This window comes from Shewanella sp. DAU305 (assembly GCF_026802235.1).
Classification (GTDB): domain Bacteria; phylum Pseudomonadota; class Gammaproteobacteria; order Enterobacterales; family Shewanellaceae; genus Shewanella; species Shewanella baltica.
The window spans coordinates 889,234-902,371 of sequence record NZ_CP113808.1 but is presented as its reverse complement, the minus strand read 5'-3'; the positions used below and the strand labels follow the sequence as shown (position 1 = coordinate 902,371).

The following is a 13,138-nucleotide window of genomic DNA, read 5'->3' as shown; positions in this document are numbered from 1 at the left end:
GCTGCGACCTAACTTGCAGTCTAAATCAGCGCGCGATGTAATCACCAAAAGTGCGATTCTGTTCTAATATCGCTTGGCTGCCCTTAAGGCTGAACTTATAACCACACAAGCTGATACTTCCACGGCGCGCAAGGTCCACTATGATGGCTTGGGTGTCGAGTGGGGTGAATCGCGCTTCGGTTGCTGAGTCGGCTTTCAAATCCACAGTCACAGGGCGGTAGTCAGTGCCATTATTAAAGGACAACAGGCTACAGGTTTTATCGCCCTTTGCCGTAGCTAAGGACCACAGGTTTTGCGCTTTACCTTTCTCACCGAGCCAACGCATAATCAAGATGTCATCCTCAAGCGCCACAGAAAAGCCGTCAGGTAACGCGAGCGTCACCCGCTCACCCGCATAGGGCGCAATCGCGTTAACCGTTACCACGTCTGCCCCGTCGCCCGTCTCAGCGTCGCCACTTGGCCAAAGGCCCCAAACCAAGGCGAGCAAGACCACAACACCACAACCTATCCCCGCAGGACGCCAATAACGGCGTTCCAGTTTAGGCAGCTTAATCTTAGGCAGTACGAAGAAACGTTTCAGCGGCGCTAAAAACTCGAACAAACCGCGAAACAGCTCGGTCATCGAGCCAGAATCTTTCGCTTCTGCGCGGCGTTGACGCACTTCTTCGGCATGATCTTGATCGTTAAAGCTGTCCGGCTCGTCATCTTCTTCGGCGGCAAAACGCCAACCCGGTTCTGTACTGCGTTCGGCAGGATCTAATTGGGCCGCGTTAAAGTCGACATGTTTTAAATCAACATTAGCGACATCAACGTCGACTAAATCAATATTGGTCTGTTCGATACGACTGGTGTTAGCGGGGCGAAAATCCGCATGACTGTCGGGCACCACAAAATCGGCAGGATTTTGCGTCATCCGAGTAAGGGCATCAAAACGCAGTTCATCTTGGCGCTGAGCTTCAAGTTCGGCATCCGCCGCGCTCATAGTCGAGGCGACAATAGGTTCTGCAACATTAGATTCAGCGACTATTGGTTCAGAGACAATGGGTTCAACATGGGCAGATAAATCCACCTCAGGCTCAGAGGCCGTTGCGGCACTAATGGCCTGTGCATGCGACTGCTCAACATGCGGCTCATGTCGCTCAACTTGAGGCTGCGCTTGAACATGGGCGGTCGATTTAGCTGCCTGTCTTGCGGCAACATCTTGAGTTTCTATCTCTTTAGCCGCCTTTGGAACGATCGTCGGCTCCACACGGCGCCTAGGCATAGCCTGCGATGTTGGCGCATCCAGCTCAGGGCCGAAATAACCGTAGCGATAATCGACTATGGTTGGCGCAGGTAAACGCCAGCCCCAAAACGTCAATCCAGCGGCTAACACTAAACTCAAGCCGATCAAGGCAATATGCACATCGGCCGTTAACAGCCCGATGAAAATAAATAAGGGTAATAGGAATACGCCAATCAAGCCTTTTGACTTATCGGCATCGGCCAAACGACGCAAACTGGCGAGCCCTAATAAAGGTAAGCCCAACAATGCCAGTAAATACATCAGGAAATTAGCCCCAAAAGCAGCGGCGGCAAGTGCAATACAGACGTAAACGCCAACACTGATTGCGACAAAGCGGGGACGAGAATCACGCCCGTGAAGGCAGAAAAGAGATTTTAACAGCACGACCCTTCCTTTATTGTTGTAAAAACGAGATACAAAAAGACACTCATTGCCTTATTCGCACGAGCGTAACCAATTTACCCGCAATTGTCAGTGCCTACGACCCTAGTCGGATAAAAATGCGCATAATATCGAAGTAAATCTAAAATAGGCTTAAATTGCTGGCCTACAAGCCCTAGTATTTCTATGGTCAAAATCGGTATAATGCTCGGCTTTCTGGGCCCTTCTTGCGTTAACCAATTGGATATTTAGCTCATGACCGCACGCGGAAATTTATTTATTGTGTCGGCGCCAAGTGGCGCAGGTAAATCCTCGCTGATCTCGGCCTTGCTTAAAGACAAGCCCGCTGACATGCAGGTTTCGGTATCACATACCACCCGCGCGCCACGCCCAGGTGAAGTCGATGGTCAACACTATCACTTCGTTAATGTTGAACAATTCAAAGCGTTAATTGCTGAAAATGCCTTTTTTGAATGGGCAGAAGTGTTCGGCAATTACTATGGTACCTCGCGCCATGTGATTGAACATACGCTCACCCAAGGTATCGATGTTTTCCTCGATATCGACTGGCAAGGTGCCGAGCAAGTGAAAGCTGTGATGCCCGATGCCGTTGGTGTGTTTATTCTGCCACCCTCGAAAGCCGAGCTAGAACGCCGCCTCACTGGCCGTGGACAAGACAGTAGCGATGTGATCGCCAGCCGTATGGCACAAGCCGTATCGGAAATGTCCCACTATAAAGAATATGATTTTATTATCGTCAACGACGATTTTGACACTGCGTTAGCTGATTTGCGTGCCATCATTCGCAGTCAGCGCTTAACCTGTGCTAGTCAGATCCACGCGCAAAATGATATGCTTAACGATCTGTTGGCAGGCCAACTGTCATAGTGTACAATTTTGCGTCATTTTTTCCCTAGATAAACTGGAGTTTCAACACATGGCTCGCGTAACTGTAGAAGACGCCGTAGAACAAATCGGCAACCGTTTTGATATGATCTTGGTTGCGGCGCGTCGTGCTCGCCAAATCGCCGTGCAGGGTAAAGACCCTATGGTTGAAGAGATGAACGACAAACCAACGGTTATCGCCCTGCGTGAAATCGAACTAGGTTTAGTTAACGCTCACACCTTAGATGCCGATGAGCGTCAAACGGTACGTGAACGTGAAGCAGCTGAAATTGCAGCAGTTTCAGCCATTGCTGAAGGCCGTTCATTATAAGAGTTGTTGAGTAAACACCTGTTTAGGTAAAAGGAGAGCTGCCACTTGTATCTGTTTGAAGGTCTAAAGGAGTCTGCTTCCGGTTACTTAGAACCCGAACAGGTAGAATTGCTCAAGCAGGCGTACCAGATTGCGCGCGATGCCCACGAAGGGCAAATGCGCACGAGTGGCGAACCTTATATTACTCATCCGGTTGCGGTTGCCCGCATCCTTGCTGACATGCGTCTTGATCATGAGACGCTGATGGCAGCACTGCTCCACGACACTATCGAAGATACTCATGTCACCAAAGACGATTTAGCCGAACTATTCGGTGTCGCGGTGGCCGAGCTCGTCGAAGGCGTGTCAAAACTCGATAAGCTAAAATTTCGCGACAAGAAAGAAGCTCAGGCTGAAAACTTCCGTAAAATGATGATGGCGATGACGCAGGATATCCGCGTTATCCTCATCAAGCTTGCCGATAGAACCCACAATATGCGTACCTTAGGTGCCCTGCGTCCCGACAAACGTCGCCGCATCGCCCGCGAAACCTTAGAAATCTACGCGCCCATCGCTAACCGTCTCGGTATCCATAACATCAAGACAGAGTTAGAAGACTTAGGTTTCCAAGCGTATTACCCCATGCGATATCGGGTGCTTAAAGAAGTCGTTAAAGCCGCCCGTGGCAATCGCAAAGAATTGATCCAAGGCATTGAAGCCGCTGTTTATACGCGCTTAAACGATGCGGGTATTCCAGGAAAAGTTAAAGGCCGCGAGAAAAATCTCTACTCCATCTATAACAAAATGCAGAGTAAAGAGCTGCAATTCCAAGAAGTGATGGATATCTACGCCTTTAGGGTGATAGTCGATTCCATCGACACTTGTTATCGCGTACTCGGCGCCATGCACGGACTGTATAAACCTCGCCCCGGTCGTTTCAAAGATTATATCGCTATCCCTAAAGCCAACGGTTATCAGTCTCTCCATACCTCTTTGTTTGGTCCACACGGCGTGCCCGTTGAGATCCAAATTCGTACCGAAGATATGGACCAGATGGCTGACAAAGGGGTCGCTGCACACTGGGCCTACAAAGGCGGTGCGCAAACAGGCCAAGGCACGACGACTCAAGTGCGTGCCCGTAAGTGGATGCAAAGCTTGTTGGAATTACAACAAAGCGCCAGCACCTCATTCGAATTCGTTGAAAACGTGAAGACGGAACTCTTCCCAGAAGAGATTTATGTGTTCACCCCTGAAGGTCGCATTCTGGAATTACCCGTGAATGCCACCGCGGTAGACTTTGCCTACGAAGTGCATACAGATGTGGGTAATACTTGCGTCGGTGCCCGCGTTAACCGCCAAGCGTATCCGCTCAGCCAGCCGTTAATTTCAGGCCAAACCGTTGAAATCATTACCGCTAAAGGCGCACGTCCGAATGCCGCTTGGCTGAACTTTGTGGTAACAGGTAAGGCCCGCGCCAAAATCCGCCAAGTGCTAAAGAGCCTTAAGGGTGATGACGCGATTGCGCTCGGTCGCCGCCTGCTCAACCATGCGCTCGGCAAGACTAAGCTCGACAGTATTCCGCCTGAGCAGATTGAAAAAGTCATTCGCGATACTAAACATACCACGCTCGATTCACTGCTCGCCGATATCGGCCTAGGCAATGCCATGAGCATCGTTATCGCCCAGCGTTTGATTGGCGATAATCTTGAGAATCAAGAAAGCCGCGACGGCCACATGATGCCAATTCGTGGCGCCGAAGGTATGCTCGTTACCTTCGCCAACTGTTGCCGCCCAATCCCTGGTGATGCCGTAATTGCCCACGTGAGCCAAGGTAAGGGCTTAGTGGTGCACATGGAAAACTGCGCCAACATTCGTGGTTATCAAGGCGAGCCTGACAAGTACATTCCTGTGCAATGGGATAATGTCGAAGGCGTTGATTACCAAGCCAACCTGCGGGTCGAAATCGTTAACCACCAAGGCGCACTGGCGAAGATCACCTCGATCATTGCCGCCGAAGGCTCGAACATTCACAACCTCAGCACAGAGGAACGAGATGGCCGCGTGTATTTGATCAACCTGCGGATTTCGGTGAAAGACAGGATCCATTTAGCCAACGTGATGCGCCGAATTAGGGTACTGCCCGAAGTGCTGCGTACGTCCCGTAATCGTTAATTAACTCAACATTAGAGAGAGCGTCATGGCAGAAAAAATCATTATAGCGACCGAAAACGCCCCTGCGGCCATCGGCACTTATTCACAGGCCGTCAAAGTCGGCAGCACAGTGTATTTATCCGGCCAAATTCCGCTTGTGCCAAGCACAATGCAAATTGTCAGCGATGATTTTGAAGCGCAAGTCGTGCAAGTATTTGAAAACCTAACGGCAGTTTGTACTGCTGCGGGCGGTTCAATCAACGATATCGTTAAGCTCAACATCTTCCTGATTGATTTAAGCCACTTTGCAAAAGTGAATGAAATCATGAGCCGTTACTTCAGCCAGCCATACCCTGCCCGTGCAGCTATCGGCGTGAAGCAATTGCCAAAGGATTCTCAAGTTGAAATGGATGGCGTGATGGAGCTGTAAGCTCTCGCATTCCCCTTCAACCAACAAAAAGGCGCTGCGGCGCCTTTTTTGTTGCCGCCCCCTCCTCGTTTCCGCTTACTATTCTCTTCATCTTATTTTCATACTCAGCTTGTAGGCTTTGGGCTCCATTCTCATATTTTACAATCCTGTAAACTATTTGCGCGGGCTCACAAAACTCGCCATACTGGGTGCAGCCAAAATAACAATAAAGAACAGGGAATTGCCAATGGATACAGCGATTAAGACGCCAATTGAAATGCTGGCGCACTGGGCTAAGACTCAGGGGGATCAAGTCTATTTACGCCAACCTATCAAGGGTCAATTCCTTGATTTTACTTGGGCCGAAGTTCAAGAAAAAGTGCAGCAACTGGCCGGTGCCTTACAGCATCTAGGCCTAGAGCGCGGTGATAAGATTGCCGTACTCTCTAAAAACTGCGCCGAATGGTTTATCACCGACCTCGCGTTAATGCACGGCGGCTATGTCAGCGTGCCGATTTACCCAACGGCCAACACAGATACCATTCGCTATGTGCTGCAACACAGCGGTGCAAAAGCCATTTTCCTCGGCAAGCTCGACCATTGGGCCGACCAAGAAGCCGGTGTCGGCGGCGAGCTGCTACGCCTTGCTATGCCCTACGATACAATGCCAGCCCAATATCAATGGGAACAATTACTTAAACTAGGTTATCCCCTAGTTGATGCGCCGCTACCGACGCCTGAACAAGTGATGACGCTTATCTATACCTCTGGCTCGACGGGCCAACCTAAGGGCGCGATTCAAACCTTCGCCAGCTATGGCTGGACCTGCCAAGCGGTAGTGCGTGATTTACGCACCGACGGCAATGACAGACTGTTATCCTATTTACCTTTAGCGCACATCACAGAGCGCGTCGCGATTGAAGGTTCATCCTTCTACTCAGGTAGTGTGGTCGCTTTCGTCGAGAGTCTCGACTCCTTCGTCGCCGACGTGCAAAGGGCAAAACCGACGGTATTCTTCTCAGTGCCGCGTTTGTGGAGCCTGTTCCAGAAAAACATCATAGACAAAATTGGTGTTAGTAAACTGAATCTATTGCTGAAGATTCCGTTAATCAGCAACTTAGTAAAACACAAAATCCATAAAGGCTTAGGTTTGAACCATTGTCGTTTACTCGGCTCTGGCTCTGCGCCCATTCCGCCGTCGCTGATCCACTGGTATCACAGCATTGGTCTGAATATCTGTGAAGCTTGGGGCATGACAGAAAACTGCGCCTACTCGATTATCAACTATCCCTTCGATGCCCGTAAAATTGGCACTGTGGGTCGCCCGGTTGAGGATTGTCAAATCCGCCAAGGCGAAGATGGTGAGCTGCTGCTTAAGAGTCCAGGGTTGATGACGGCTTATTATCTACAGCCCGAAGCCACTGCGGCAGCCTTCGACGCCGATGGTTTCTTCCACACTGGCGATTTATGCTCTATTGATGCCGATGGTTGCGTGACCATTACCGGCCGAGTGAAGGACAACTTCAAAACCGCCAAGGGTAAATATGTCGCGCCCGTGCCTATCGAACGTAAATTGGCGCAGGACCCGCATGTTGAACTGATCTGCGTGATTGGCTCAGGCCTGCCGCACCCGGTCGCATTAGTGCAATTATCCGAAGGCGCTAGTTTGCAGGCCCGCGAAGAAGTCCGCACTTCACTCAAGGCGACACTCGATAGCGTGAATCCGCACTTAGAGTCACACGAACATGTGGATGCGATTATCGTAGTTAACGATCCTTGGACGATTGAGAACGATGTGCTGACGCCGACGCTTAAGATCAAACGCCATGTGCTTGAAAAAGCCTTTAGCGAACGAGTTGATGGCATTCGTGGCGCCCAAGTTCGCTGGGAAGATGAGTTAACGCAAAAATAACTCGACTAAACAGAGAGATGGCCAATATGGTTATCGGCACAAATCAAGCACGCCTCGGCGTGCTTTTTTATGACATATTCTGTCAAATTTCGATAAAACCACGTATCATGTGCGCCAGTCGGCTAAGGGATGATTCCCTTGTACTTTCTCATTCAATATAGGTTTAACAAAGTCCCGTGATGCTCATTACACTCTCGATTATTGGCGGTTTTATTATTTTAACCTTAGGCGCCGAAGCCCTAGTGCGTGGCGCGAGTGCTATCGCCCTACGCTTAGGTATTACGCCACTTATCATAGGCTTAACTATTGTTGCCTTTGGTACTAGCGCACCAGAACTGGCCGTGAGTGTCAAATCTGCCCTCGCCGGAAACAGTGGTATCGCCTTAGGTAACGTTATCGGCTCTAACATTGCCAACATAGGTTTGATCTTAGCGATCACGGCGCTAATCCGCCCTATCCAAGTGCAATCCCAAGTGGTGAAGCGCGATATCCCTTTGATGATCTTGGCTTCTATGCTGTTCTGGGGACTCTTATTAGACGGTGAACTCAGCCTGATTGACGGTGTGGTTTTACTTTCACTACTGGTTGGATATTTAACCTTTAGCTATATCAGCTCGAAAAACAGCAAGAATGAAGAAGAGATTGAAGCGGGGCCGAATAACCCACTGCTTTCTGGCCTATTCATCCTAGTCGGCATTAGCATGTTAGTTGGCGGCGGTATTCTATTTGTGAACGGCGCAGTCGATTTAGCAAAAACCTTCGGCGTGAGTGAAGTCATTATCGGCTTAACGATCGTGGCGATTGGTACCAGTATGCCAGAGTTAGTGACCTCAGTAATTGCGGCACTAAAAGGTCAAAGCGATATCGCTATCGGTAACGTTGTGGGTTCTAACCTGTTCAATATTTTGGGCATTTTAGGTGTTACTGCCATAGTTCATCCAGTGTCGTCACTCGGTTTCCAACCCTTCGACTTTATGGTGATGTTAGCTTTAGCCATAGTGATTCTGCCTTTTGCATGGACGGGATTACGCATCGGCCGCCGCGAAGGTTCTGTGCTACTACTGACCTATTTAGGTTATATGGGTTACCTGATTAACCAAGCGAGCGCTCAAGCTTTGGTATAACACTCAGCGGTAATATCCACTTGAAACACCGGAGCCTCTCCGGTGTTTTGCTATCTGGGTTTCGCACTTTTAAAAAAAGACAAATTTAACACCCTTAAACTGATGACATTTGTCATGCTAAAGCCATGACCTTTGTGTCTGCATTTCTCCTGTCGAATTTCTGATAATGAGTCCGTACCCAAACACGGGGAAATTTACTCAATAAGGAAATACCATGAAAATATTATTACTCGTCTCAAGCTTAGCGCTTATCAGCAGCCACACGTTTGCAGCGTCGCCCTCTAACGCCAACATCACCAGCATAGATGCGGCCTCAAACTCGATGAACCTAGCGCAGCTGCAACAACTGAGTGCCAGCACCCAAGATTACGACAAAGCCTATGCGAACTATCGCTTAGCCATTAGCGCCAATGTCATGGGACAAAAAGCCCTCGCCAGCAGTGCACTGACCAATGCGCAAACCGCATTAGAAGCCTTAGAAACCAGCCAAGCTGACGCGGAATCCCTCGCGCTGTTATCGTCGGTTTATGGCATGCAAATCGCCTTAGACAATAGCAAAGGCGCAACTCTCGGGATGAAATCTGCCAATGTCATTACCAAGGCCGAGCAGTTAGAACCCCAAAATCCACGGGTCGCCTTGGTTAAAGCGATCGCCGCCTATAACACGCCAGCTATGTTTGGCGGCAGCATGCAAAATGCTAAGACGCTCGCCACCACGGCCATAGAAAGATTCGCCCAACCTTGCGACGGCATTTGTTGGGGTGAAGCCGAAGCTTACACGTGGCGCGGGCTCGCTAAACAGGAATTAGGCGATAGCCAAGGCGCGAGTGAAGATTGGCAACAGGCTATAAAAGTGCAAGCAGATTACGGTTGGGCAAAATTTTTGCTTCAACAAAATCAGCAATTAAGTGCAAACTAGACCAAGTTGTTAACAGGGACTGATGGCGCTGACCCCAGCGCCAACCCCTAAACAGATGAATCAACACAGATATCACCTTCGGGCATTCAACGAACAACGATTAACAGTCAACACAGTTTCATAGGGGCATTATGATCAGCACGCATCTTCAGCTCGAACGAAAACTGGCTTGGGTGTATTTGATAAACTTAGTGTTTTATCTTATTCCACTTGCCATCAATGCGTATCCAACATGGAAAATCGCCCTTAGCTTTGCCGTGCTCATTCCTTTTATTGCCAGTTATTTTTGGGCCTATAAGTGCAATCAGAATAGCGCCTATCGCCCCATTCTGATGATGGTGGCCATCGCCACAGCAATCACGCCAATCAACCCGGGATCTATCTCGTTATTCACCTTTGCCGCTTTTTTCATTGGCTTTTTTTATCCTCTCAGAACCTGTCTGTTGGCTATTGCCGCCTTAATCGGCCTGTTGTTTGCCCTCAATGAGATTTACGACTTTAACAGTTACTACTTTCCGCTTTACGGCTCAGGATTGGTACTCGGTGTAGGCATGTTTGGCGTTGCCGAACGCAGGCGTCATCAACATAAATTGAAAGAACAGCAAAGCACTCAAGAAATTAGTACCTTAGCGGCTATGGTTGAGCGAGAACGCATTGCCCGCGATCTACACGACATCATGGGCCACAGCTTGTCTTCGATTGCGCTTAAGGCGGAACTGGCCGAAAAACTGCTGGCAAAACAAGAATACCAACTGGCCACAATCCAGCTTAATGAACTCGGCCAAATTGCCCGCGAGAGCCTCAGCCAAATTCGCCACACCGTATCTGACTACAAACATAAGGGTCTCGCGGATAGCGTGACGCAACTGTGTAAACTATTGAGGGAAAAAGGAGTCAGTGTCGAGCTGACAGGCAATATCCCTAAACTGCCCGCCAGAATGGAGAGCCAGCTGGGATTAATTGTCACTGAACTGGTGAATAATATTTTACGCCATAGCGGCGCAAGCCAATGTATTATCGACTTTATTCAGCAACCAGATAGGCTAGTCGTTGAGGTCAAAGATAACGGTCCAAGTAAACCTATCGCCGAAGGCAATGGCCTCACGGGCATACGCGAACGTCTCGACAGCTTAGGCGGCAGCTTGAGCTATAATCTCGAACAGGGATATGCATTTACCGTCAGTTTACCTTTGCAGGGAGCAACAGATTAATGAAGATTTTATTGGCGGAAGACCAAGCCATGGTGCGAGGCGCGCTCGCCGCACTCCTCACGCTTGCGGGAGGATTTAATATCACCCAAGCGAGTGACGGCGATGAAGCCCTAAGCCTACTCAAACAGCAAAGCTTTGATCTCTTGCTAACCGACATCGAAATGCCCGGCCGCACAGGCCTTGAGCTGGCAGCTTGGTTAAAGGATCAACATAGTCAAACTAAGGTAGTGGTCATCACCACCTTCGGCCGCGCGGGCTATATCAAACGCGCGATCGAAGCCGGTGTCGGCGGTTTTCTGCTAAAAGATGCGCCTTCAGAAACCTTAGTCAACGCGATTCAACAAGTTATGGCGGGAAAACGAGTGATCGATCCTGAACTTGCCATGATGGCAATTGGTGACGTCGACCCACTCAACGATAAAGAGCGCCGTGCCCTACGCCTCGCCAGTGAAGGCAAATCCACCGCCGACATCGCCGAAACCCTCTTTATTGCCGAAGGCACAGTGCGTAACTACCTCTCCGAAGCCATAGCTAAACTCAATGCCAGCAACCGAATCGATGCAGCACGCATCGCCAAACAAAAGGGCTGGCTATAATAGTGAGCACAGCCCAATCACGTAGAGCAGACTAACTGATTGGGAGCTGTCGCTGAACCCATAGAATGACATAAATATGGATTTTTTAATTTCCCGCTATCAATTAATAATCAAATGTTTATATAAAAATAAGATCATGGCTTAACCAATTTTAAAATAGAGTGACAGTACGATTAACTCACATTAACCAAAGCACCCTTAATTATATTTATGTGTTCTTACTATATTGGGGAACACAATACAAGGTGTCGCAGGCATTTATAATCGAAGTCAGCGATTACCAGATAAACTTCAATCCTTAGAGCTATGGTTAGACCACTTAGAGCTGTTACAGGGCGAAAGTGTCATAATTTACCCCATTTTTTGATATGCCATCTGAGTATTATTTGATATGTTTACAAACTTCACCTTACAAAACATGTATTACAATAAATCAATAAGCGTTTATATTTAATGAACTTATTTTACTTATTTTGACTTGTTGTCGTTATAGGATTTGAATTATATGTCAATGGCACCTCAATTTATTCACCATGATCTTGGGTTACTGAATCCTTCCTTTGATTCCTCGCTGGTAGATGTGCTTAATGAGCTCGAACATCTTCGAAGATTGCAACTAGTAGGTGATACCCCAGCACCTCTTTTTTTTCAATTAAAAGGTATATTTCACTTGCTTGAGAGCTTGGGTTCAGCTCGTATTGAAGGTAATCACACTACACTTGCGGATTACGTTGAAAGTACGGTGGATGGTGCGGTTCAAGACACGGACCACCTGAAAGAAATCTCTAATATTGAAAAAGCTATGACGTATATCGATGAGGTGATTGAGCCAGGCTCTCTCCTCACTGAGCCTTTTATACGTGAATTACACACGCTAGCAGTATCGTCACTTGAGCGTGAAGGTGATCGTACACCGGGAGCTTATCGCCAAGAAGGTGTTCGCATCGCTCAATCAGCTCACCGACCACCAGAACATATTCAAGTCCCCAGTTACATGAGTGAGCTTATTCAGTTTATCAATCAAGCTGATCCGCAAAAGTATGACTTGATGAAAGTTGCCTTGGCTCACCATAGGTTTGGGTGGATCCACCCATTTACGAATGGAAATGGTCGTACAGTACGCCTGTTGACGTATGCCTTGCTTATCAAGTATGGGTTTAACGTCAAAGAAGGTGGACGAGTGCTGAATCCAACAGCTGTTTTCTGTAATGATCGCGACCGTTACTACATGATGTTGGCTAAGGCCGATAATGGCACGACTGAGGGGCGCGAGGCTTGGTGTATTTACGTTTTAGATGGGGTACTAACCGAACTTAAAAAAGTGGATCAGCTGACCAATTATGCTTACTTGCGAGAGCATGTGTTATTGCCAGCATTGTTGTTTTCAAAGCAGCGTCAACTCTTGACGGATATGGAGTTTAAGATCTTACGCCTTGCTTGTGATCAACAAGGATTGATCAAAGCAGGAGACTTGACTACAGCGATACCTGAACTCACTAAATCAGCCCAGAGAACCTATCAAATTAATAAACTTCTAGAGCGAAAGATGCTGCAACCCGTTCAAGATGGTGCAAGGCAATATGTAATTTGTTTCACCAGTAATTATCTGTTACGTGGCGTTATCCAGTCGTTGCGGGAGCAGGGGTTTATCCCTGAGCAGCTAGAGCGAACTTAAGCAGCTCCTTGATATTGCTAAGTATCTATTTCGTGGCCGGCATAACATTTTATGCAGGCCCCATTTCTTTGGGACTTTTTTGCCAGAAAAAGCTAAGCGTTACCCCCTTAAACTAGACAGAATAAATGCTGGCTGCGCACGCTTTGGATGATGTTTAGTTATCGAAAAAAGTGGATCCTACGAAAGCCTAAATAACTTGTATTCATAGTGAGTTGACGAGTGCATATCATCGCCGTGATAAAGCACAAATAACTATTTTCGCTTATTTATGATGCGATCC

At 48.2% G+C, this 13,138-nt stretch carries 11 protein-coding genes; 10 read left to right on the top strand and 1 reads right to left on the bottom strand.

Translation table 11 applies throughout. The annotated features are described in order from the left end of the window. Positions 1 to 25: 25 nt before the first annotated feature. Positions 26 to 1,669 carry a hypothetical protein gene (locus OX890_RS04000; protein ID WP_268650131.1) on the bottom strand — a complete coding sequence of 548 codons (1,644 nt, stop codon included), beginning with the start codon at positions 1,667 to 1,669 and terminating at the stop codon, positions 26 to 28. Between the two features lie 252 nt (positions 1,670 to 1,921). Between OX890_RS04000 and gmk the strand changes: the two genes are divergently transcribed. The 10 genes from gmk to OX890_RS03950 all read left to right on the top strand — a co-directional run bounded on the left by gmk (position 1,922) and on the right by OX890_RS03950 (position 12,858). Further along, positions 1,922 to 2,554: a guanylate kinase gene (gmk, locus tag OX890_RS03995; protein WP_006079843.1), complete on the top strand. Its 633-nt coding sequence runs from the start codon at positions 1,922 to 1,924 to the stop codon at positions 2,552 to 2,554. A gap of 49 nt (positions 2,555 to 2,603) precedes the next feature. Beyond that, entirely contained in the window at positions 2,604 to 2,882 is a 279-nt protein-coding gene (gene rpoZ, locus OX890_RS03990) for a DNA-directed RNA polymerase subunit omega (protein ID WP_006079841.1), read from the top strand. 45 nt (positions 2,883 to 2,927) lie between these two features. Then, positions 2,928 to 5,033, top strand: coding sequence for a bifunctional GTP diphosphokinase/guanosine-3',5'-bis pyrophosphate 3'-pyrophosphohydrolase (gene spoT, locus OX890_RS03985; protein ID WP_006079840.1), 2,106 nt, complete (start codon positions 2,928 to 2,930; stop codon positions 5,031 to 5,033). A gap of 25 nt (positions 5,034 to 5,058) precedes the next feature. Further along, positions 5,059 to 5,442: a RidA family protein gene (locus OX890_RS03980; RefSeq protein WP_006079838.1), complete on the top strand. Its 384-nt coding sequence runs from the start codon at positions 5,059 to 5,061 to the stop codon at positions 5,440 to 5,442. A 226-nt stretch (positions 5,443 to 5,668) separates the two neighbouring features. Next, complete coding sequence (locus OX890_RS03975; RefSeq protein WP_268650130.1) at positions 5,669 to 7,333, top strand: AMP-binding protein; 1,665 nt, start codon at positions 5,669 to 5,671, stop codon at positions 7,331 to 7,333. 179 nt (positions 7,334 to 7,512) lie between these two features. Next, positions 7,513 to 8,457 (top strand): calcium/sodium antiporter, encoded by a 945-nt coding sequence (locus OX890_RS03970; protein WP_006079835.1) that lies wholly within the window; start codon positions 7,513 to 7,515, stop codon positions 8,455 to 8,457. A 214-nt stretch (positions 8,458 to 8,671) separates the two neighbouring features. Continuing rightward, entirely contained in the window at positions 8,672 to 9,376 is a 705-nt protein-coding gene (locus tag OX890_RS03965) for a hypothetical protein (protein ID WP_268650129.1), read from the top strand. Between the two features lie 131 nt (positions 9,377 to 9,507). Next, positions 9,508 to 10,587 carry a sensor histidine kinase gene (locus OX890_RS03960; protein WP_268650128.1) on the top strand — a complete coding sequence of 360 codons (1,080 nt, stop codon included), beginning with the start codon at positions 9,508 to 9,510 and terminating at the stop codon, positions 10,585 to 10,587. Further along, a complete protein-coding gene (locus OX890_RS03955) occupies positions 10,587 to 11,183 on the top strand; it encodes a response regulator transcription factor (protein ID WP_011845584.1) in 597 nt (198 codons plus the stop codon). Before OX890_RS03960 ends, OX890_RS03955 begins: the two co-directional genes overlap by 1 nt. Positions 11,184 to 11,688: 505 nt before the next feature. Next, the gene (locus OX890_RS03950) at positions 11,689 to 12,858 is read left to right on the top strand and encodes a Fic family protein (protein ID WP_268650127.1); all 1,170 of its coding nucleotides are present in this window, start codon (positions 11,689 to 11,691) and stop codon (positions 12,856 to 12,858) included. Positions 12,859 to 13,138: the final 280 nt, after the last annotated feature.

What these genes read in the sequence shown, in the direction of transcription:
- gmk (WP_006079843.1), top strand. Translation starts at nt 1,922, where the DNA reads ATGACCGCACGCGGAAATTTATTTATTGTGTCGGCGCCAAGTGGCGCA.
- rpoZ (WP_006079841.1), top strand. Translation starts at nt 2,604, where the DNA reads ATGGCTCGCGTAACTGTAGAAGACGCCGTAGAACAAATCGGCAACCGT.
- OX890_RS03980 (WP_006079838.1), top strand. Translation starts at nt 5,059, where the DNA reads ATGGCAGAAAAAATCATTATAGCGACCGAAAACGCCCCTGCGGCCATC.
- OX890_RS03975 (WP_268650130.1), top strand. Translation starts at nt 5,669, where the DNA reads ATGGATACAGCGATTAAGACGCCAATTGAAATGCTGGCGCACTGGGCT.
- OX890_RS03970 (WP_006079835.1), top strand. Translation starts at nt 7,513, where the DNA reads ATGCTCATTACACTCTCGATTATTGGCGGTTTTATTATTTTAACCTTA.
- OX890_RS03965 (WP_268650129.1), top strand. Translation starts at nt 8,672, where the DNA reads ATGAAAATATTATTACTCGTCTCAAGCTTAGCGCTTATCAGCAGCCAC.
- OX890_RS03960 (WP_268650128.1), top strand. Translation starts at nt 9,508, where the DNA reads ATGATCAGCACGCATCTTCAGCTCGAACGAAAACTGGCTTGGGTGTAT.
- OX890_RS03955 (WP_011845584.1), top strand. Translation starts at nt 10,587, where the DNA reads ATGAAGATTTTATTGGCGGAAGACCAAGCCATGGTGCGAGGCGCGCTC.
- OX890_RS03950 (WP_268650127.1), top strand. Translation starts at nt 11,689, where the DNA reads ATGTCAATGGCACCTCAATTTATTCACCATGATCTTGGGTTACTGAAT.